Below are 21,183 nucleotides of genomic sequence, written 5' to 3' on the forward strand. Positions count from 1 at the left end.
GGGGAGAACCTTGGGTGAGCGTCGTTAGGGGGCTAATGATAAGCCACTTTCACCCTGATCGTTCCAACGCTCTGCGTGGGAACGCCTCTTGTGACGCTCCGCGTCACGCTTTGGGACGCAGAGCGTCCCTGACTGTATTCCCACGCAGAGCGTGGGAACGATCATTAGTCGGTCTTAGGTAATCGGCGCAGGGTTAAACAGGGTGATGTCGTTATGCAGCTTGTGCTGCTCGGCCCACGTCTGTTTCTTGCCGCTGGCCACGTCCAGGTAGTAGTGGAACAACTCCCAGCCGAGGTCTTCGATCGAAGCCCGCCCAGTCGCAATCCGCCCGGCATCGATGTCGATCAAATCCGGCCAGCGCTGCGCCAGTTCCGTACGGGTCGAGACCTTCACCACCGGTGCCATCGCCAAACCATACGGCGTGCCGCGCCCCGTTGTGAACACGTGCAGATTCATCCCCGCCGCCAATTGCAACGTCCCGCAGACAAAGTCACTGGCCGGGGTCGCACAGAAAATCAGTCCTTTGCGCTTGAAACGCTCGCCCGGGCCAAGCACGCCGTTGATCGCGCTGCTGCCGGACTTGACGATCGAGCCCAGGGACTTCTCGACAATGTTCGACAACCCGCCCTTCTTGTTGCCCGGCGTGGTGTTGGCGCTGCGATCCGCTTCGCCCTTGGCCAGGTAACGGTCGTACCAGTCCATTTCCCGTACCAGCTCCTGAGCGACCTCTTCAGTCTCCGCGCGGGAAGTCAGCAGGTAGATGGCGTCGCGTACTTCGGTGACTTCGGAAAACATCACCGTCGCACCGGCACGCAGCAACAGGTCCGAGGCATAACCCAGCGCCGGGTTGGCGGTGATCCCGGAAAACGCGTCACTGCCACCACACTGCATCCCCAGAATCAGCTCGGACGCCGGCACGGTTTCCCGGCGACGCTGATCGAGCTTCTTCAGACGGGTTTCGGCCAGCGCCATGATCTGCTCGATCATCTCGGTGAAACCGTGACTCGAATCCTGCAAGCGATACAACCACGGCTCGCTCAGGTCGACCGAGCTGTCGTTCTCGTGCATCACCTGCCCGGCCTGCAATTTCTCGCAGCCCAGGCTGATCACCAGCGCTTCGCCGCCCAGGTTCGGGTTGCGCGCCAGGTTGCGCACGGTGCGGATCGGGATGTAAGCGTCGGCCGCTGTGATGGCCACTCCACAACCGTAGCTGTGAGTTAGCGCCACCACGTCATCGACGTTCGGATACTGGGGCAGCAACTCGTCCTTGATGCGCTTGACCGCATGATCGAGCACGCCGGTGACGCACTGGACAGTCGTGGTGATCCCCAGAATGTTGCGCGTGCCGACGGTGCCGTCGGCGTTGCGGTAACCCTCGAACGTAAAGCCTTCCAGTGGTGCCTGCGCCGCCGGCACTTCGGTGGACAGCGGCAAGCTGTCCAGCGGTGGCGCGGTGGGCATGCGCAGTTGATCTTCCTTGACCCAGCTGCCGCGCGGGATCGGCTGCAACGCGTATCCAATGGTCTGGCCGTAACGAATGACCTGGCCGCCTTCGGGAATGTCTTCCAGCGTGACCTTGTGGCTCTGTGGCACGAAGTCCACGGTCACCAGGCCATCAGGAAACTCGGTGCCGGCCGGCACGCCTTGGTCGTTGACCACGATCACTACGTTGTCCCGCTCGTGCAGGCGGATGTAGCGCGGCGAGTCGGAATGTTCAATCAACTGCATGACGCCGCTCCTCAGGAATGCGCTTGTGACAATTTGTGATTTGTTTCAGGACCGCTGACCGGTGGCTCTTTGAGCACCACACGTTTGATCGGACCGACGATCACCAGGTAGCTGAACACTGCAACCAGTGCGTTGCAACCGACAAACACCAGCGCCCATTTGAACGAACCGGTGGAGCTGATGATGTAGCCGATCACGATTGGGGTGGTGATCGAAGCGATGTTACCGAAGGTGTTGAACAGGCCACCACTGAGACCAGCGATCTGTTTCGGCGATGTATCGGACACCACGGCCCAACCCAGCGCGCCTACACCCTTGCCGAAGAACGCGAGGGCCATGAAGCCGACGACCATCCATTCAACGTCAACGTAGTTGCAGGCCACGATGCTGCTGGACACCAGCAAGCCCGCGATGATCGGCGCCTTGCGGGCGAAGGTCAGGGAATGGCCTTTGCGCAGCAGGTAGTCGGAGATCACCCCGCCCAACACACCACCGATAAAACCGCAGATGGCCGGCAACGAGGCAATGAAACCGGCCTTGAGGATGGTCATGCCGCGTTCTTGCACCAGGTACACCGGGAACCAGGTCAGGAAGAAGTAGGTGATGGCGTTGATGCAGTACTGGCTCAAGTACACACCCAGCATCATGCGATTGGTCAACAGCTGACGGATGTAGTCCCATTTCGGACCTTCAGCCGGTTTGCCGGCGGCTTGTCCTTTACCTTTGTCCTGGTCCATATCGACCATGCCGCCGTTCTCGGCGATGTACTTGAACTCGGCCTCGTTGATCTTCGGGTGCTGGCGCGGGCTGTGGATAACTTTCAGCCAGATGCCCGAGAAGATGATACCAACCACACCCATGACGATGAACACGTGCTGCCAGCCGAAGCTGTAGACGATCCAGCCCATCAGCGGTGCAAACAACACGGTGGCAAAGTATTGCGCCGAGTTGAAGATCGCCGAAGCCGTACCGCGTTCAGCAGTCGGGAACCAGGCCGCCACAATGCGTGCGTTGCCGGGGAAGGAGGGTGCTTCGGCCAGACCGACCAGGAAGCGCAGCATGAACAGCGCTACCACCGCGGTGGACATGCCGAACTCGCCGACATAACCCTGCAACACGGTGAACAGGGACCAGGTGAAGATGCTCAATGCATAGATTTTTTTCGAACCGAAACGGTCCAGCAGCCAGCCACCGGGAATTTGCCCGGCCACGTAGGCCCAACCGAATGCAGAGAAGATGTAACCGAGGGTGACCGCGTCGATGCCGAGGTCTTTTTGCAGGCTGGAACCGGCGATGGCGATAGTGGCCCGGTCGGCGTAGTTGATCGTGGTCACCAGAAAAAGCATGAGCAGGATCAAATAGCGGACGTGAGTCGGCTTGGTCGCTTGCATGTAGATGTACTCCCACTGATTATTTTTATGCGCGGGTGGAACTGTTTATCCCTGTAGCAGCTGTCGAGTGAAACGAGGCTGCGATCTTTGCTTTTCAGGATCAAAAGATCGCAGCCTCGTTTCACTCGACAGCTACTACAGAGGTTGCGGTATCGATGCCGATACCGCGATGTTTCCTGTCAGGAGCCGATGTAGCTGGTCTTCACCACGGTGTAGAACTCTTGCGCATAGCGACCTTGCTCGCGGGATCCATAGGATGAACCTTTACGCCCGCCGAATGGAACGTGGTAGTCCACGCCCGCGGTCGGCAGGTTGACCATCACCATCCCGGCCTGGGAGTGGCGCTTGAAGTGGTTGGCGTACTTCAGCGAAGTGGTGGCGATGCCTGCCGACAAACCGAACTCAGTGTCGTTGGCCATGGCCAGCGCGGCTTCGTAATCGGCAACGCGAACCACGTTGGCCACCGGGCCGAAGATTTCTTCGCGGCTGATGCGCATCTCGGCTTCGCTGTCGGCAAACAGCGTAGGCGCGAGGAAGTAGCCTTCGGTGTCGCACGTCACCAGACCGCCGCCGCTGACCAGACGTGCACCTTCGGACTGGCCGATATCGATGTACTTCATGTCTTGTTCAAGCTGAGCTTGCGAGACGACCGGACCAATGTCGGTACCGGCTTTCAGCGCATGGCCGACCTTGATCGACTTCATGCGTTCGGCCACGGCTTCAACGAACTTGTCGTGGATGCCGGCGGTAACGATGAAGCGGCTCGACGCGGTGCAACGCTGGCCAGTGGAGTAGAACGCGCTCTGTACCGACAGCTCGACCGCTTGTTTGAGGTCGGCGTCGTCGAGAATGATCTGCGGGTTCTTGCCACCCATTTCCAGCTGAACCTTGGCCTGACGCGAGACGCAGCTGAGCGCGATCTGACGACCAACGCCCACGGAGCCGGTGAAGCTGATGCCGTCGACTTTCGGGCTCTGCACCATGGCATCGCCAACCACACGACCGCTGCCCATTACCAGGTTGAATACGCCAGCCGGGAAGCCTGCGCGGGAGATGATTTCAGCCAGGGCCCAGGCGCAACCCGGCACCAGATCGGCTGGTTTCAGCACGACGCAGTTACCGTAAGCCAAGGCCGGAGCGATTTTCCACGCAGGGATTGCGATCGGGAAGTTCCACGGCGTGATCAGGCCAACCACGCCCAATGCTTCGCGAGTCACTTCAACGTTCACACCCGGACGTACCGACGGCAAGTAGTCGCCGGACAGACGCAGGGTTTCACCGGCGAAGAACTTGAAAATGTTACCGGCGCGAGTCACTTCACCGATGGCCTCAGGCAAGGTCTTGCCTTCTTCACGGGCCAGCAGGGTGCCGAGTTCTTCGCGACGGGCAAGGATTTCGGTGCCGACTTTATCCAGCGAATCGTGACGAGCCTGAATGCCCGAGGTCGACCAGGCCGGGAACGCGGCGCGAGCGGCGTCGATGGCGGCGTGGACCTGAGCCAGATCGGCTTTGGCGTAGTTGCCAATGGTGTCGGTCAGTTCAGACGGGTTGATGTTGGCGCAGTAATCACTGCCCGCTACCCATTCACCATTGATGTAGTTATCAAAACGCTTTGCATCTGTCACGGGCTAACCCTCGAAACAAAAAGACCTTACGCAAAAGGCCGCTGATTACTCAGCGGCCAATTTAAATCGCACGTGTTATTGCGCGCCTTGCTTGTCGATCAGCGCGGCGAGCATTTCGTACTCTTCGGCCGTCAGATCGGTCAGCGGTGCACGCACAGGACCTGCGTCGTAGCCGGCAATTTTTGCCCCGGCCTTGACGATGCTCACTGCATAACCGGCTTTGCGGTTACGGATGTCCAGGTACGGCAGGAAGAAGTCGTCGATGATCTTGCCGACGGTGGCGTGATCTTCGCGAGCGATGGCGTGGTAGAAATCCATCGCGGTTTTCGGGATGAAGTTGAACACCGCCGAGGAGTAAACCGGCACGCCCAGGGCTTTATAAGCGGCAGCGTAAACTTCAGCGGTCGGCAAACCGCCCAGGTAGCTGAAGCGATCACCGAGGCGGCGACGGATCGACACCATCAACTCGATATCGCCCAGGCCATCCTTGTAGCCGATCAGGTTCGGGCAGCGCTCGGCCAGACGTTCCAGCAGCGGAGCGGTGAGGCGGCAGACGTTACGGTTGTAAACCACCACACCGATGTTTACCGATTTGCACACGGCTTCAACGTGGGCGGCAACGCCGTCCTGGCTGGCTTCGGTCAAGTAGTGCGGCAGCAGCAACAGGCCTTTGGCGCCCAGACGTTCGGCTTCCTGTGCGTATTCGATGGCTTGACGGGTCGAACCGCCTACACCGGCCAGGATCGGCACGCTGGTTTCGCAGGTGTCGACGGCAGTCTTGATGATTTCCGAATATTCGCTGGCCGCCAGAGAGAAGAACTCACCGGTGCCGCCCGCGGCGAACAGAGCCGAGGCGCCGTATGGGGCCAGCCATTCGAGACGCTTGATGTAGCCAGCGCGATTGAAGTCGCCCTGAGCATTGAAATCGGTAACCGGGAAAGACAGCAGGCCGGAAGAGAGGATGGACTTCAGTTCTTGTGGATTCATTATTCGAACACCCTGGGTAGCAACGTTTGTGTGTGTGTGAGGAAACCGTTCAGCTTTCGCCGAGTTGTAGGTCATCGTACAACTTAAATAATAACCGTCAACTGCATTTCATCGCCGTCTGCTGATTTTGTGTCAGACGGTTATGTCCTTGACGTAGGAAAACTCTCGTCTATGATCGAAACAACTGTATGCACATACAGTTAAACTAAATTCGTAACTAGACATATCAAGGAGCAAGAAATGTCAGGTCTACACGCAAAACAGCAGGAAACCCTCAATCAGGTCATTGCCAATCTGGATGATCTTTTTACCGAGGGCGGCATTACCATCAGCGTCAACGAACACTTGGTTCTGCACCTTGGCGAGCAACACAATGCAGCACCTCAACCGTCCGCCTCAATCGCGGCGAATACTCTGAAACGCCAGCCGCAGCTGCGTTTCGAGGGGGGTGAACACACTGCAATCGGCGACACCACGCTGCTGCGTTTCGTCAAGGATGCCCCCGCCATACCAGCGGCACAGGTTGAGCTGCACCTGCCCAACGGCCTGGCGCTGACCTATGGCCAGGTCGTTGCGTTGGGGGGTGATTTTTATGGCATTCCCGATCAGCCCATCAGTGATGGCGCGACGCCTGCTGATCGCATTCAGCGTTTCGCCAGTGCCTTTAACTCCCTCGCCGTTCTGCCCGCCTCCAATGCCGAGGCGAAGCAGATCCTCGCCGTCATGCAAAAGGAAATCGCCGCGGTGAACCAGGCTATCCGGGAGGGCAAACAACCTCACGAGGTCTATGACGCCCTTGGAGATACGTTGTCGGAAGAGTGGAACAAAATCACCGGTGGCGGCAGTTTTGTCTCGGCACTGTTCCCTTTCGGGCGTTATCTGAAACTGGCCGCCAACAACACCGATCACTTTGCCGAAGGGGCACTGGCCGCCTACATCGCAGGCCACACAGCCGCCGTACAGCAAGCGGTGCTGGCGAAAAACAGTGGTGATGAAAAACAGCTGGAACTCGCCTACGCGATGAATGCTTTTACTGATCATTACCTGACCGACCTGTTTTCCGCCGGCCACTTGCGCGTACCGCGAAAGCAATTGGCCGCAGTGGTCACGCCCAGTGATCTGGGCTCGCTGATCACCCGGTTCATGCACGATGAAGACAGCAAGTTCGGCCTCAATGTGCACAACGGCAACGGTGATCAATGGCGAGCCTACGGCGACAAGCGTTATTTCGATGCGATCGACAGCGCCAATCGCGTGCAGGTTAATCAAGCGGTACAGCTTTCTGCGGATGAAATCTTCGCGGCGTACCTCAGCGGCGTCGCACCGGTGCCCGACAATTTCAGCGCCTTGAAAAAATTGCCGGACCTGCAAGCCGTGCTGACCCCGGCGGGCAATTTCTCGCCACTGTTCAAGGTCGAGGGCAACAAAGTGCTGCGACGCAAGGACGTCAACAACCTGAACGACACCGCCACCATCGACGACTGGTGGGGCTGGAGCACTTACTTGCTGGTCAAGGACTACGCACCCACTGGCGACGTTGCCTGATAAGGAGATCGATGATGACTATCAAATTGAAACTGGAACTGGCTTCGGGGCAATCAATGAAAGGTGCACCGCTGGAGTTGTTGTCCAAGTGCGTGGTGATTGCGCGGGCGGTGGTGGATGAGGGCGGGAGTGTGGCGTTTGATGCCAAATCTGGGGCTGTGGAATTGGCAGTGAGGGTGGATCGTTCGATTCTGCGCACTGGCTGATTTTTTCACCAGAGCTACTGGCCCCTTCGCGAGCAAGCCCGCTCCCACACTCGATCGACTGTTAACACAAAATTGGTGAATTACAGAGATTAAATGTGGGAGCGGGCTTACTCGCGAAGACATTCTGCAGAGCACTGAAAAAGGCAAAGATTGACACTGACCGTTCATCGAAACTGTTATTTCTTACAGTTTCGGGCCCTGTAGCGCCAACGCTTAATCGGGAACTCTACTCCTGCACAGGCCAAGCGCTCATGTCGATAATCCATCGGTTTAGCTTTCCAGATAAAACCAAGCATGCAGTCCTACAGTTCCCAACGAATTTTGACCTTCATTCCAGTGTGGGCGATATCGTCGAGTTTGAAGCACTGCCCGACAAATACTGGAAAATCACCCAGAAGATTTTCAAGGTGTCGCAGTACAACACCGTTGAATACGTGGATTACAAAACTGACGAGGTAGAAAACCCTTACCCCTAGACCCGCTGTGCCTCAGCCTCTTCATGCGCATGGCGCAGCCGCTCGCGACTGTTGGTCAGGTGCAGCGCATTGCTGCCCGCGCCGCATCGGAATCCTGGCGGGCGATGGCGTCGTAAATCTCTTCGTGTTCACGACTCAGGCGATTCATGTAGTGCTGCTGGTCGTCATGGGCCAGGCGGGCCGAATTCAGCCGCACACGCAGAGTGATTCTTATCCACCACTCGTCTGAACTGTTATTTATGACAGTAGCAGGGCAGTTGCAATGAATAGCACAAATGGCGCGTAACGCATGTCCCCAATCCAATAAAGGATCGCTCATCATGACAACTCACTTCAAAACTCTAGCTGCTCCCATCCTGGAAAATCGCGAAGGTCAGGCTCTCCCTGACAATAAGATTTCCGTGAGTAAAAACAGCGCCGGTGTGGTGATCAACGTCGACACAACCTCATTCGCCCAAGGCACAGAACTTACTGCCCATTTCAGCGTGATTACCGGGGTGGTTTGGAGTGAGTTAAAACTGGTCGAGGGCTCAGAACTCAAGTTCATCCTCGATAACGCGAACTTCAAGCTACATGCCGGCAAAACGGCAACGATCAATTATTCAATTGAACGCAACGACTCTGAGGTGGTTGTCGCACCGATTGTAGAGTAACCCGTCAACTTGAGCTGAGCGCCTTTGCGTTGCGGCAAAAGGCGTCGACCTAGTCCACTCTCCAAGTATTTACCCCCGCTGCGCCTCAGCCTCTTCATGCGCATGACGCAGCCGCTCACGGCTATTGGTCAGGTGCAAGCGCATCGCAGCACGCGCCGCATCGGAATCCTGGCGGGCGATGGCGTCGTAAATCTCTTCGTGTTCACGGCTCAGGCGATTCATGTAGTGCTGCTGGTCGTCATGAGCCAGGCGGGCGGAATTCAGCCGTGTGCGCGGAATGATGCTGGTGCCCAGGTGGGTCATGATATCGGTGAAGTAGCGGTTACCGGTCGCCAGCGCGATTTGCAGGTGGAACTGGAAGTCCGAGGCGACCGCATCGCTGGCGTGGGAAGCGCTTTCGTTGAGGGCGTCCAGGGCGGCACGCATCAATGCCAGCTGCTCGGAGCTGCGGCGTTGCGCAGCGAGGCCGGCGGATTCCACTTCGAGACTGATGCGCAATTCCAGAATCGCCAACACGTCACGCAGGGTGACCACCGTTGCCGGATCGATACGAAAACCGCTCGGGCTCGGGGTATCGAGCACGAAGGTGCCGATGCCATGGCGGGTTTCAACCTGCCCGGCAGCCTGCAAACGTGAAATTGCTTCGCGCACCACGGTGCGGCTGACGCCATGGGCATCCATGATCGCCGACTCGGTGGGCAACTTGTCGCCGCGCTTGAGGTGACCGTCGCGGATCTGCTCGGACAGTACCGTCACCAATTCCTGTGCGAGGCTGCGGCGCTTGCGAGGGAGGCGTGGTACGTCGATCGGGTTTTCCATGGTGAACATCTGTCTCGAAGATTCGGCTGAAACCACATCATAGCTCAACACGGTTGTACGATCACCGTCGACCTTGTGGGAGCAGGCTTGCTCGCGAAGGCGGTGTGTCAGACACCTCAATATTGAATGTCAGACCGCTTTCGCGAGCAAGCCCGCTCCCACAAGGGTAATGCGGTGTTCAGGCGGTCACGGTCTGATCCACCAAATGGCCGTTCTCGATACGAACATGCCGAGGGTGAAAACGTTTCAAGCTACTACGGTGCCCGACGCTGACAATGCTCAAGCCTGGTATTTCATCGATCAACGCCTGATACAGCGTCGCCTCATCCTCCTCATCCATCGCCGAGGTCGCTTCGTCCATATACAGCCATTGCGGTGCATACAGCAGCGCACGGGCAAACGCCAAACGTTGCTGCTCACCTGGCGAGAGCATGCGCTGCCAGTGGTTCGCTTCATCCAGACGCGACACCAGGTGTGGCAAACGGCAGGTTTCCAGCACGTGAACGTAACGTTCCTGCGGGTAGGTATCGCCAGCCTGTGGATAACTCAGCGCCTCACGCAGGCTGCCAATCGGCAAGTACGGCTTTTGCGGCAGGAACAGGTATCGCGCCGACGGCAGTCGAATACTGCCATGACCCGCCGGCCACAGATGCCCCATCGCACGCAACAAGGTCGACTTGCCGCTGCCGGAACGACCGCTGAGCATGACACGTTCGCCCTCCTCCACCGTCATGTCGGCGTTGGTCAGCAGGTGACGGCCGTCCGCCAGATCCAGGCCGAGGTTGTGGATCTTCAGTTCATTACCCTGATTCTGTACGTCGATGGCCGGCTGGCGCTCTTCGTTGTCAGTCATGGCCTGACGGAAACTGAGCAGACGATCACAGGTGGCGCGCCAAGAAGCGAGACTCTGGTACGCGCTGATAAACCAGCTGAAGCTTTCCTGCACATTGCCGAATGCCGAGCTGATTTGCATCAGCTCACCGAGCTCGATCTTTCCGGAAAGGTAACGCGGCGCAGCGACGATAAACGGGAAGATGATGGCCGCCTGACTGTAACCGGCGGTGAAAAATGTCAGGCGCTTGGACACTTTCATGATGTCCCAGAAGTTGTGCCAGACCATCCCGAAACGGCTGCTCAAGCGACGATTTTCGTTCGGTTCGCCGTTGTACAACGCGATGCTTTCAGCATTCTCACGAATCCGCACCATGGAGAAACGCAGATCGGCTTCGAAGCGTTGTTGTTGGTTGTTCAGTCCGATCAAGCGACGGCCGATCAAATGTGTCAGCCAGCTACCTACCACCGCGTAAACCAGTACGCACCAGACCATGTAGCCGGGAATAGTGATACCGAAGACTTCAATACTGCCCGACACGCCCCACAGAATGATCGAGAACGACACCAGGCTGACGATATTGCGCAGCAAACCAATGCCCAGTTCCAGGGTGTTAGATGTGAAGTTGTTGAGGTCTTCGGAAATCCGCTGGTCCGGGTTATCGGTGTAACCGCCCTGCTCCAGCTGGTAGTAGTTTTTGTTGCCGAGCCACCGGGTAAAGTGTTTCTCGGTCAGCCAGGCTCGCCAGCGGATGGTCAGCATCTGCGTCAGATAAAGCCGGTATACCGCACCGACAATCGCCACCGCCGCAATCGCGCAGAAATACAGAATCAGCTGCCAGAACGCTGCCTCATCCTTATTTTGCAAGGCGTTGTAAAAATCCTTGTACCAGGTGTTGAACCACACCGAGATGCCCACGCTGATCAGCGACAGCGCAATCACCGCGATCAACAGCGTCCAGGCCTTGACCTTCTCTTCACTGTGCCAATAGGGAGTGATGATCGCCCAGACTCTGCGGAAAAACTGCCCGTGCACGGCATCGTTGACCGCAGAATATTCAGCGTTCTGATTCATGGATAAGGCTCGATAGGGAAAAGAACACACACGAACCGATCATAGTTGATCGGTTCGTGTTATCGCGAGGGCTGGCGATGATCGTTCAGCGTCCGTTCAGCGGCGGACCGGACGTTTCTGCAGTTTGCGCTGCAGGGTTCGGCGGTGCATGCCCAGGGCGCGGGCCGTGGCCGAGATGTTGCCTTCGTGCTCGGTCAGCACGCGCTGGATGTGTTCCCACTGCAAACGGTCCACCGACATCGGGTTTTCCGGCACCAGGGTATCGAGGTCGGCGTGCTCGGACAGCAGCGCCGCCAGCACGTCGTCGGCGTCGGCCGGTTTGCACAGGTAATTGCAGGCGCCGCGCTTGATCGCTTCGACAGCGGTGGCAATGCTCGAATAGCCGGTGAGGATCACCACGCGCATTTCCGGGTCCAGCTCAAGTAGCTTGGGCAGCAAGACCAGACCCGAGTCGCCGTCCATTTTCAGGTCCAGCGCGGCGTAATCCGGCAGATCGGCCTGGGCGATGGTCAGGCCTTCTTCGGCGGAGCCTGCGGTGCTGACGCGGAAACCACGGCGGGCCATGGCGCGGGCCATCACGCGGGTGAAGGTTGCATCGTCGTCGACCAACAGCAAATGCGGCAGTTCTTCGCCTTCTACTTGGATCTCGTCACTCATGTTCGTCTCCTCGGGCGACACGGGGCAGGCGCAGCTCGGTGAGCGTACCGCCTTCCTCATGACTGTAGAGTTTCACTGAGCCGCCGGCGCGTGTCACGCTGGCCTTGCTCAAAAACAGGCCCAGGCCGAAACCTTTGCCCTTGGTGGTAAAAAACGGTTTGCCGATCTGTTCGGCGATGGCCAGCGGCACGCCGGCACCGTGGTCGCGGATGCTGATGGTCAGGTCTTCGGCGTTCCAGTCCAGCGTCACTTGCAGCCCTTCGGGGCACGCATCGGCGGCGTTGTTCAGCAAATTCAGCAGCGCCTGGGTCAAATCTGGCGGCGGCGCCATGCGCGGTACGGTGCCCTGGCCCAGGCGCTGGAAGCGGTAACTGGCTTCCGGACGCATCAAGTGCCAACGGTTCAGTGCTTCGTCGAGCCAGTCGGTGACGTCCTGCATCTCCACCGCCAAACGGCGATTGGCCTCGGCGGCGCGCACCAGATGCTGCAAGGTTTCTTTACACAGCTTGACCTGATCCTGCAGAACGCTCAAATCATCCTGCAACAACGGGTCGTGGTGATCCTGACGCATCTCCTTGAGCAACACGCTCATGGTTGCCAGAGGCGTACCCAACTCATGGGCCGCGCCTGCCGCTTGCGTCGCGACAGCCAGCAATTGCTGATCACGCAGGCCTTCTTCACGACGAATGGCGCGCAGTTCTTCCTGACGACGCAGTTCCTCGGCCATACGCGCGGCGAAAAACGTAATCACCGCCGCGGCCAGCGCGAAGCTTAACCACATCCCGTAGACCTGCAGGTTTTCCCGGGCAATCGGGAAGGTTTGCAGTGGATAGAAACGCACGAGCAGCAAGGTGTACATCGTCAACGCCAAACCGGACAGAATCACCGAATAGCGCCATGGCAACGTCACCGCCGCGATGGTCAGAGGTACCAGGTAATAGGAGACGAACGGGTTGGTCGAGCCACCGGAGAAATACAGCAGGGCACTGTGGATAAACAGGTCACAGGCCAGTTGCAGGGCGTATTCGAGCTCAGTGACTGGCCACGACGTGCGCAATCGAACCGCCGTGAATACGCACAACAGCGTTGAACACCCGAGGGTCATTGCCAGCTGCACCCACGGCAGCGGCAGCAGATTGAACCAGTAGGCCAGCCCCACGGAACCGGCCTGAGCGGCGAGTACCAATGTGCGGATGAACGTCAGCCGCCAGAGGTTCTGGCGAGTGGCAGAAGTGATTTGAACGGGGGCGAGCATGAGCTCTCCTGATGAGCGCTCCAGGCGGATCGCATGGAGTATAACCAAGCGTGGAGGTTGGTAGGCAAAAGTGCGGCAAAGCGCCACATGGCAATGGCCGACGCAGACCTTGTAGCAGCTGCCGAAGGCTGCGTTCGACCGCGAAGCCGTCGCAATTGGACTGACGCACTTTACTTGAAGGAATGAGGTCTCAGATTTTACGACCGCTTCGCGGTCGAACGCAGCCTTCGGCAGCTGCTACACAGGATCGAGTCGATCTGTATAGAAGTTGTAACTGTGCGAACCGGATCATCAAAGCTAGAGTCTGATGGTTTCACGCAGGCTCGGAACCAACCCTGCGCACCGCCCAAGGAGCTTTCATGCACACATTGCGCCGCTGCACCGCCCTTCTCGCCCTGAGTGCCGGCACCCTCGCCAGCCTCCCGGCCATGGCCGCCGACGAATTGCACTACAACCAGATTTCCCTGCGCGCCGAAGTCAGTCAGGAAGTGGCGCGCGACCTGATGATCGTCACCCTCTACACCGAAGACCAAAACACCGATCCGGCCAAACTCGCCGCCGACGTCAGCACCACCATGAACAAAGCGCTGGCCCAGGCTAAACAGGTCAAAGACATCACCCTGCGCCAGGGCAGCCGCAACAGCTACCCGATCTACGACACCAAGGGCCAGAAAATCACCGGCTGGCGTGAACGCGCCGAACTGCGCCTGGAAAGCTCGGACTTTGCTGCCCTGTCGAAACTGACCGGCGAACTGCTCACCGACCTGAAAATGGGCGGCATGGACTTCGCTATCGCCACGCCAACGCGCAAGGCCAGTGAAGATGCACTGCTTAAAGAAGCCGTGGCCGCCTTCAAGGCCCGCGCACAATTGGCGACGGATGCGTTGGGTGGCAAGAGCTACAAAATCGTTAACCTGAACCTGAACAGCAACGGTTATCCACAACCGTACATGCGCGGGCCGATGATGATGAAAGCCGCCGCGATGGATGCCGCGCCGGTGACACCGGATGTGGAAGCGGGCACCAGCCAGGTCAGCATGACGGCGGATGGGGCGATTGAAGTGTTGATGCCTTGATTCGATAACACTTACATCAAAACGGCGATCACTGGAGTGATCGCCGTTTTTTTGTTGCCTGCAAGAGACCGGGTGAACCGAACAGGTGTGGGGGAGACGTTAACCCGTCGCTATCGTCGAGATGCCACCCGAACAAAGCTGCTTGCGAATAACGATACTACGGTCTTCCCAATGCTATTGATGAAGGGTTCCAACAATATCTGAAATGATTAATCGTTTAACGTCTTCCTCGGTTGCACAAAACTGGGTTAATTGCTCTCCATTCTTTCTAAAACCCTGATACGAACTTGCCTGAAAGGCAGGATCATGCTTACGAATAATATAGCCTTTGTATTCAGTATCTTGTGGATAGCTCATAATTATTTCCTTATAAAAATTATTTAAACCAATTCAGCCCCGGAGCGGCCTGACTGAACAGGAAGAGCGCCATCGGCCTTAGTACATTCAACTGATATCCAAAAATGAAATCTACTGTCAGAAATAACAGGTAAGCGCGAATATTCCCGACTACCGATATTATTTTGGAATAACGACCTTTCAGTTCCGATAGCGGAAACAGTCTCAACCCGAAACATATTTGCTCGACTATTAAGCCGAGCAGACATATTCAACCCTCCTCCCTTCAAGTCCTACCATATAAGCGAGCCTGCTCGCGAAGAACGATAACGCGGGCTCCGATCAGCCCTGCGGATCAACGTTATCCAACGCCCGATTCACCGCCAACTCCGCCAGCATGATGATCTGCTGAATCGCCAACACCGTATTACGCTGCGGGCCGATCAGGTTGGCGGCGAAATCACTGGTCATGACACTCGCGGAAGCCAACGACTCGCAGGCTTGGGCCAGGAGGCTTTCGGTGTCCATGTTCGGGGCGATCATGTACATCGTGCTGGGACGGCGGGGCTTTTCGGTGTATTGGGACGGGGGATCGAGGTAGTAGTCGAGGGCGCGCTTGATGGCTTCGCGGTCTTTGAGTAACGTTTCGGCGCGTAAGTCTTCGGCTTCGGCTTCGGGGGTGGTGGGTGGATCGGGGACTGACTTATCCATGGAAACTCCTACTGGTAACGGGAGCCATCCCTTCGCCGGATCTCAAGCGGCGAAGAGGTGGCAGCTATGTGCAGAGTGAGATCACCGGTAGTAGGCACCCGGCCAGACCGAAGTCTGCCCGCACACAGCCGCCATAACGCATTTACAGGCAGCAGATAAGCTGGCGCCAATTATGGTGGCATTGGCGCTAGATGAATACTAATTGCCGGGGATCTCACGCCCGGTCGCTGATTTTGCAGCGACAGCCAGAGGTTAGAGAAACTGCTTCCTACCCGACAACCTGAAAAATGCGTGGGAAAGCTCTGTGTTTTTTACACATCATTCAACATGATTTATCGGCTATCAGTCCGCCATCGCCAGCAGACTAGCTCCCACCTTTTTGAAATGCCCGCCCAGCGTATCCCACCCCCAGGCGGTGGGTATAAATAAGTAACACCTCGCCCCAACCGGGCGCACAGAGCGCCTCGATTGACTCGCACAGGTGCACCGCTTGCACCGAAAAAACCCTGCGCAAACGGTCAAATGCGCGTGGATTTACACATATGCGACATTAAGGTACGTACGTGCCACTGTTTAACGCCTATGCTCGTTCAGGATCTTGCATTGGGTATGGCCCCTGCATAAGTATCCGCAGGGCCGACTCACGAGGTCGTCCTATAATTCCAAAAAAGCCACAATCATGAGGCCACCATGCTTAAAAACGCGGTCATTCCGTTTTTGCTCGGCGCCAGCTTATTAGCTAGCGCACCCTTCGCCCAAGCCGCGACTAACCTGGTGTTCTGCTCCGAAGGTAGCCCGGCCGGTTTCGATCCAGGTCAATACACCACCGGAACCGACTTTGACGCCTCGGCAGAAACCATGTTCAACCGTCTGACCCAGTTCGAGCGCGGCGGCACCGCCGTGATTCCTGGTCTGGCGACCAGTTGGGACATCTCCCCCGACGGCCTGACGTACACCTTCCACCTGCGCGACGGCGTCAAGTTCCACACCACCCCGTACTTCAAGCCGACTCGTGATTTCAACGCTGACGACGTGCTGTTCACCTTTAATCGCATGATTAACAAGGATGACCCGTTCCGCAAAGCGTACCCGACCGAATTCCCGTACTTCACCGACATGGGGATGGACACCAACATCACCAAGGTCGATAAAGTCGACGACAAAACCGTCAAGTTCACCCTGAAAGAAGTGGATGCCGCGTTCATCCAGAACATGGCCATGAGCTTCGCGTCGCTGCAGTCCGCCGAGTACGCCGCCCAGCTGCTGAAAGAAGGCAAAGCCGCCGACATCAACCAGAAGCCGGTCGGCACTGGTCCATTCGTGTTCAAGAGCTACCAGAAAGACTCCAACATCCGCTACACCGGGAACAAGGACTACTGGAAGCCGGACGACGTCAAGATCGACAACCTGATCTTCGCCATCACGACCGACCCGTCGGTGCGTATCCAGAAGCTGAAGAAGAACGAGTGCCAGATCACACTGTTCCCGCGTCCGGCCGACCTGAAGGCGCTGCAGGAAGACAAGACTCTGAAGGTGCCTAACCAGGCTGGTTTCAACCTGGGTTACATCGCCTACAACGTGATGGACAAGGTCAAGGGTCAAACCGATGCAAACCCGCTGGCTGACCTGAAGGTTCGCCAGGCACTGGACATGGCCGTCAACAAGCAACAAATCATCGACTCCGTGTACCAGGGCGCCGGCCAACTGGCCGTCAACGCCATGCCTCCGACCCAGTGGTCCTACGACACCACCATCAAGGATGCGCCGTATAACCCTGAGAAAGCCAAAGAGCTGCTCAAGGAAGCCGGCGTAAAAGACGGCACCGAAATCGTGCTCTGGGCGATGCCGGTACAGCGTCCATACAACCCGAACGCCAAGCTGATGGCAGAAATGCTGCAGTCGGACTGGGCCAAGATCGGTCTCAAGGTCAAGATCCAGAGCTACGAGTGGGGCGAGTACATCAAGCGCTCCAAAGGTGGCGAAAACCAGGCGATGCTGATTGGCTGGAGCGGCGACAATGGTGATCCGGACAACTGGCTGAACGTGCTGTTCGGTTGCGATTCGCTGGAAGGCAACAACTTCTCCAAGTGGTGCGACAAGAAGTTCGACGGCATCGTCAAGGAAGCCAAGCGCACGACTGATCAGGACAAGCGCACCGAGCTGTACAAACAGGCACAACACGTCCTCAAAGATGCAGTGCCAATGACACCTATCGCTCACTCGACGGTGTTCCAGCCTATGCGCGACAACGTGCAGGACTTCAAGATCAGCCCATTTGGCTTGAACTCCTTCTACGGCGTCAGCGTCAGCAAGTAAGGCATTGCAACGGCGACGTTTCTGACGTCGCCGTTGTTTTATCTGCCGACAAAGTAGGAAATCTCTTACACCAAATTCCGTCGCGTACTACCGCTGCCGCGTCGGACGCGTTGCCATTTCCTACGAGTCTTTAGGACTCTACGCATTTACTGCCAGACCTACGGTCCCTACCGTCGAGTTCTGACCAGCTCATGCGTGGGCTGTCGGTTTTGCTGCAAGCATGGTTTGAGATCAATGAACCTCCACGTTCCAGGACGGAACGGCGGCTCATTGCCAAAACACTCGTGAACGACAAGAGGGAGCGTCATGCGCCATACCTTGGTTTTATCCGCATTGTTGGGCACCGGCCTGTTGGCCGCCAGTTCCATTAGCCTGGCCGCCAGTAACAGCCTGGTGTTCTGCTCCGAAGGGAGCCCCGCCGGTTTCGACACGGCGCAGTACACCACTGCAACAGATAACGACGCCGCCGAACCGCTGTACAACCGGCTGGCCGAGTTTGAAAAAGGCGCCACCAACGTCGTACCGGGCCTGGCCACGAGCTGGGATATTTCCGAGGACGGCCTCAAGTACACGTTTCACCTGCGCGAAGGGGTGAAGTTTCATACCACTCCATACTTCACGCCAACCCGTGACTTCAACGCCGATGACGTGCTGTTCACGTTTAATCGCATGCTCGACCCCCAACAACCTTTCCGTAAGGCGTATCCGACCGAGTTCCCGTACTTCAACGGGATGAGCCTGAACAAGAACATCGCCAAGGTCGAAAAGACCGGGCCGCTGACCGTGGTCATGACGCTCAACAGCGTCGACGCCGCGTTCATCCAGAACATCGCCATGAGCTTCGCGGCCATCCTGTCCGCCGAATACGCCGACAAGCTGCTGACCGAGGGCAAGCCGAGCGACATCAACCAGAAGCCGATCGGCACTGGCCCGTTTGTCTTCAAGAGTTACCAGAAAGACTCCAACATCCGTTACACCGGCAACAAGCAGTACTGGGACCCGAGCCGGGTCAAGCTCGACAACCTGATTTTCGCCATCAACACCGACGCTTCGGTTCGGGTGCAGAAACTCAAGGCCAACGAGTGCCAGATCACCCTGCATCCGCGTCCTGCCGATGTGACTGCGCTGAAGAACGACACCAAACTCCAGCTCATCGAGAAGCCAGGCTTCAACCTCGGTTACATCGCCTACAACGTTCGGCACAAGCCTTTCGACCAGCTCGAAGTGCGTCAGGCGCTGGACATGGCGGTGAACAAGCAAAGCATTCTCAACGCCGTCTACCAGGGCGCCGGGCAGCTGGCCGTCAACGCCATGCCGCCGACCCAATGGTCTTATGACGAAACAATTAAAGACGCCGCCTACAACCCGGAAAAAGCCAAGGAATTGCTCAAGGCTGCCGGCGTGAAGGAAGGCACCGAGATCACCCTGTGGGCGATGCCGGTTCAGCGCCCTTACAACCCGAACGCCAAGCTGATGGCGGAAATGCTCCAGGCTGACTGGGCAAAAGTCGGTCTCAAGGTGAAGATCGTCAGCTACGAATGGGGCGAGTACATCAAGCGCACCAAGAATGGCGAACACGACATCAGCCTGATCGGCTGGACCGGTGACAATGGGGACCCGGACAACTGGCTCGGCACGCTTTACAGCTGCGACGCCATTGGTGGCAACAACTACTCCATGTGGTGCGATCCGGCTTACGACAAGCTGATCAAGCAGGCCAAGGTCGTTACCGACCGGGACCAGCGCACCGTGCTCTACAAACAGGCGCAGCAGTACCTCAAACAACAGGTACCGATCACGCCAGTCGCCCACTCGACGGTTAACCAGCCGTTAAGCACCAAAGTCGAAGGGTTCAAAGTCAGCCCCTTCGGCCGCAACGTGTTCTCGGGCGTCAGTATCGACCAATAACCGATTAGCCAGAACGCTGGGGGCGCATTGCGCCCTCACGCAAGCGTATTGCCGAAATTCGCCAGTCCGGCGTACAGCAAACGTTTGCGAAGCCTTGTTTGCGTTCTAAACCAAATAGCCGGATCACCCAATAAGACCGGCATTAATAAAAAAAGAAACTGAGGAGCTTCACCCATGAAACTGAGCAGCAGCGCGATATTGGCCTTAGCCATCAGCAGCGTAACCGCCACGGCTTACGCAGAAACCCAGAGCCAGGAATTCACCCCGGTGACGGTCAACACCAAAAGCTCACAAGCCGACGCAACCGGCTTTGTCGAAGGCCAGTCCATCAGCGGCACCACACGTAACTGGTACGCCAACGAACAATTGCATCGCGGCAGCAAGTTCACTTACCTCAAAAACGGTGTAGCCACCCCGACGGATCGCCGCATCAACTGGGTTCAAGGCACCATCGTCAAGTACAACTCCGGCTTCACCCAAGGCGCCGTGGGCTTGAGTACCGAAGTGGCCGCCTACAACGAAATTGCTCTGGAGCGCGATCGCGAGAACCTGGCTTCCAACAACGGTGGCGCACCGGGCACCCGTCCAGGCGCGGGCAACAACCGTACCCTGACCAAAGAAGGCGGCGACGCTCAAGGTCAGTGGAGCAAGCTGGGCCTGGCCAACGTCAAGGCCCGCGTCTCCAACACCACCCTGACCGCTGGCCGCATGAACTTCAGCAGCCCGATGGTCGATGTCATCGGCAACCGTGCGCTGCCTTCGAGCTTCCAGGGTGTGGCGATCCACAGTGAAGAGCTGAACAACCTGGCCTTTGACCTGGGCACTTTCGATCGCAACTCACCGCGAACCGAAGAAAGCCTGAGTAAATTCCGTAGCGAATACGCCAACAGCTTCGTTGAAACCGATCACGTTCATACCGGCGGTATCACCTTCACACCCTTCGCCAGCCTGACCACCAGCCTGTGGGCGACCCAGGCGGAAGACATCTGGAACCAATACTACTTCGGCGCCAATCACATCCTGGGCGACAGCCAGGTGCTGAGTCTCAACACCGGCCTGAATTACTACAAAACCCAGGAAGAAGGTAAGGCCCTGCTCGGCAACATCGACAACGACACCTACTCCCTGTCGTTCGGCCTGACTCACCAGGCTCATACCCTGACCTTCTCGTACCAGCAAGTGGAAGGTAACGAGTACTTCGACTACCTGCACGAAACCAACGGTATCTACCTGGCCAACTCCCTGCTGTCGGACTTCAACGGCCCGAACGAGAAATCCTTCCAGGTCGCCTACGGCCTGAACATGGCTGAATACGGCGTGCCTGGCCTGAAGTTCAACATCTACCAGGCTCGCGGCTGGGACATCACCGGTACTCACTACACCGGCACGGCTTACGACGTGAAGAACATGGACGGCGAACATCATTACGAATACGGCATCGGTTCCACGTACGCCATTCAGAGCGGCCCGTTCCAGGCCTCCACTGTTCGCGTTACCTACACCGCTCACCGTGCCAGCGAAAACCAGGGTGACGGCAGCATCAACGAGTTCCGCCTAGTGACCACCATTCCGTTCAACATTCTGTGAT

Annotated in this window: 17 protein-coding genes and 1 pseudogene; 7 read left to right on the forward strand and 11 right to left on the reverse strand. The window is 57.5% G+C overall.

Annotation, left to right across the window (positions count from 1 at the left end):
• Positions 1 to 174: 174 nt before the first annotated feature.
• The 4 genes from garD to kdgD form a co-directional block, all read right to left on the reverse strand.
• Positions 175 to 1,728 (reverse strand): galactarate dehydratase, encoded by a 1,554-nt coding sequence (gene garD, locus PMI22_RS26905; RefSeq protein WP_007942781.1) that lies wholly within the window; start codon positions 1,726 to 1,728, stop codon positions 175 to 177.
• An 11-nt stretch (positions 1,729 to 1,739) separates the two neighbouring features.
• A complete protein-coding gene (locus PMI22_RS26900; protein ID WP_007942782.1) occupies positions 1,740 to 3,119 on the reverse strand; it encodes an MFS transporter in 1,380 nt (459 codons plus the stop codon).
• A 179-nt stretch (positions 3,120 to 3,298) separates the two neighbouring features.
• Positions 3,299 to 4,744 (reverse strand): aldehyde dehydrogenase family protein, encoded by a 1,446-nt coding sequence (locus PMI22_RS26895; protein ID WP_007942783.1) that lies wholly within the window; start codon positions 4,742 to 4,744, stop codon positions 3,299 to 3,301.
• A 75-nt stretch (positions 4,745 to 4,819) separates the two neighbouring features.
• Positions 4,820 to 5,731, reverse strand: coding sequence for a 5-dehydro-4-deoxyglucarate dehydratase (gene kdgD / locus PMI22_RS26890; RefSeq protein WP_007942784.1), 912 nt, complete (start codon positions 5,729 to 5,731; stop codon positions 4,820 to 4,822).
• Positions 5,732 to 5,971: 240 nt separating this feature from the next.
• Between kdgD and PMI22_RS26885 the strand changes: the two genes are divergently transcribed.
• Positions 5,972 to 7,276: a hypothetical protein gene (locus PMI22_RS26885; protein WP_007942785.1), complete on the forward strand. Its 1,305-nt coding sequence runs from the start codon at positions 5,972 to 5,974 to the stop codon at positions 7,274 to 7,276.
• 14 nt (positions 7,277 to 7,290) lie between these two features.
• A complete protein-coding gene (locus PMI22_RS26880; RefSeq protein WP_007942786.1) occupies positions 7,291 to 7,482 on the forward strand; it encodes a hypothetical protein in 192 nt (63 codons plus the stop codon).
• A gap of 472 nt (positions 7,483 to 7,954) precedes the next feature.
• Here the strand turns inward: PMI22_RS26880 and PMI22_RS30115 are convergent.
• Positions 7,955 to 8,157, reverse strand: a pseudogene (locus PMI22_RS30115) (FCD domain-containing protein); the annotation flags it as partial.
• A 121-nt stretch (positions 8,158 to 8,278) separates the two neighbouring features.
• Here PMI22_RS30115 and PMI22_RS26870 point away from each other — a divergent pair.
• Complete coding sequence (locus PMI22_RS26870) at positions 8,279 to 8,611, forward strand: hypothetical protein (protein ID WP_007942789.1); 333 nt, start codon at positions 8,279 to 8,281, stop codon at positions 8,609 to 8,611.
• 69 nt (positions 8,612 to 8,680) lie between these two features.
• On the opposite strand, the gene PMI22_RS26865 is transcribed toward PMI22_RS26870, so the two are convergent.
• The 4 genes from PMI22_RS26865 to PMI22_RS26850 all read right to left on the reverse strand — a co-directional run bounded on the left by PMI22_RS26865 (position 8,681) and on the right by PMI22_RS26850 (position 13,248).
• On the reverse strand, positions 8,681 to 9,430 hold the full coding sequence (locus tag PMI22_RS26865) for a FadR/GntR family transcriptional regulator (protein ID WP_007942790.1): 750 nt from the start codon (positions 9,428 to 9,430) through the stop codon (positions 8,681 to 8,683).
• A 178-nt stretch (positions 9,431 to 9,608) separates the two neighbouring features.
• Complete coding sequence (locus PMI22_RS26860; RefSeq protein ID WP_007942791.1) at positions 9,609 to 11,336, reverse strand: ABC transporter ATP-binding protein/permease; 1,728 nt, start codon at positions 11,334 to 11,336, stop codon at positions 9,609 to 9,611.
• Positions 11,337 to 11,432: 96 nt separating this feature from the next.
• Positions 11,433 to 11,993 carry a response regulator transcription factor gene (locus tag PMI22_RS26855; protein ID WP_007942792.1) on the reverse strand — a complete coding sequence of 187 codons (561 nt, stop codon included), beginning with the start codon at positions 11,991 to 11,993 and terminating at the stop codon, positions 11,433 to 11,435.
• Complete coding sequence (locus PMI22_RS26850) at positions 11,986 to 13,248, reverse strand: ATP-binding protein (protein WP_007942793.1); 1,263 nt, start codon at positions 13,246 to 13,248, stop codon at positions 11,986 to 11,988. Before PMI22_RS26850 ends, PMI22_RS26855 begins: the two co-directional genes overlap by 8 nt.
• A gap of 359 nt (positions 13,249 to 13,607) precedes the next feature.
• Between PMI22_RS26850 and PMI22_RS26845 the strand changes: the two genes are divergently transcribed.
• A complete protein-coding gene (locus PMI22_RS26845; RefSeq protein WP_007942794.1) occupies positions 13,608 to 14,324 on the forward strand; it encodes an SIMPL domain-containing protein in 717 nt (238 codons plus the stop codon).
• Positions 14,325 to 14,498: 174 nt separating this feature from the next.
• On the opposite strand, the gene PMI22_RS31200 is transcribed toward PMI22_RS26845, so the two are convergent.
• Positions 14,499 to 14,681: a hypothetical protein gene (locus tag PMI22_RS31200; protein ID WP_007942795.1), complete on the reverse strand. Its 183-nt coding sequence runs from the start codon at positions 14,679 to 14,681 to the stop codon at positions 14,499 to 14,501.
• 321 nt (positions 14,682 to 15,002) lie between these two features.
• A complete protein-coding gene (locus PMI22_RS26840; RefSeq protein WP_007942796.1) occupies positions 15,003 to 15,371 on the reverse strand; it encodes a DUF6124 family protein in 369 nt (122 codons plus the stop codon).
• A 690-nt stretch (positions 15,372 to 16,061) separates the two neighbouring features.
• Between PMI22_RS26840 and PMI22_RS26835 the strand changes: the two genes are divergently transcribed.
• The 3 genes from PMI22_RS26835 (at position 16,062) to PMI22_RS26825 (ending at position 21,182) form a co-directional block, all read left to right on the forward strand.
• Entirely contained in the window at positions 16,062 to 17,687 is a 1,626-nt protein-coding gene (locus PMI22_RS26835) for an ABC transporter substrate-binding protein (RefSeq protein ID WP_007942798.1), read from the forward strand.
• 306 nt (positions 17,688 to 17,993) lie between these two features.
• Complete coding sequence (locus PMI22_RS26830; protein WP_007942799.1) at positions 17,994 to 19,595, forward strand: ABC transporter substrate-binding protein; 1,602 nt, start codon at positions 17,994 to 17,996, stop codon at positions 19,593 to 19,595.
• 174 nt (positions 19,596 to 19,769) lie between these two features.
• Positions 19,770 to 21,182 (forward strand): OprD family outer membrane porin, encoded by a 1,413-nt coding sequence (locus PMI22_RS26825; protein WP_007942800.1) that lies wholly within the window; start codon positions 19,770 to 19,772, stop codon positions 21,180 to 21,182.
• Position 21,183: the final 1 nt, after the last annotated feature.

The organism is Pseudomonas sp. GM21 (assembly GCF_000282215.1).
Lineage (GTDB): Bacteria > Pseudomonadota > Gammaproteobacteria > Pseudomonadales > Pseudomonadaceae > Aquipseudomonas.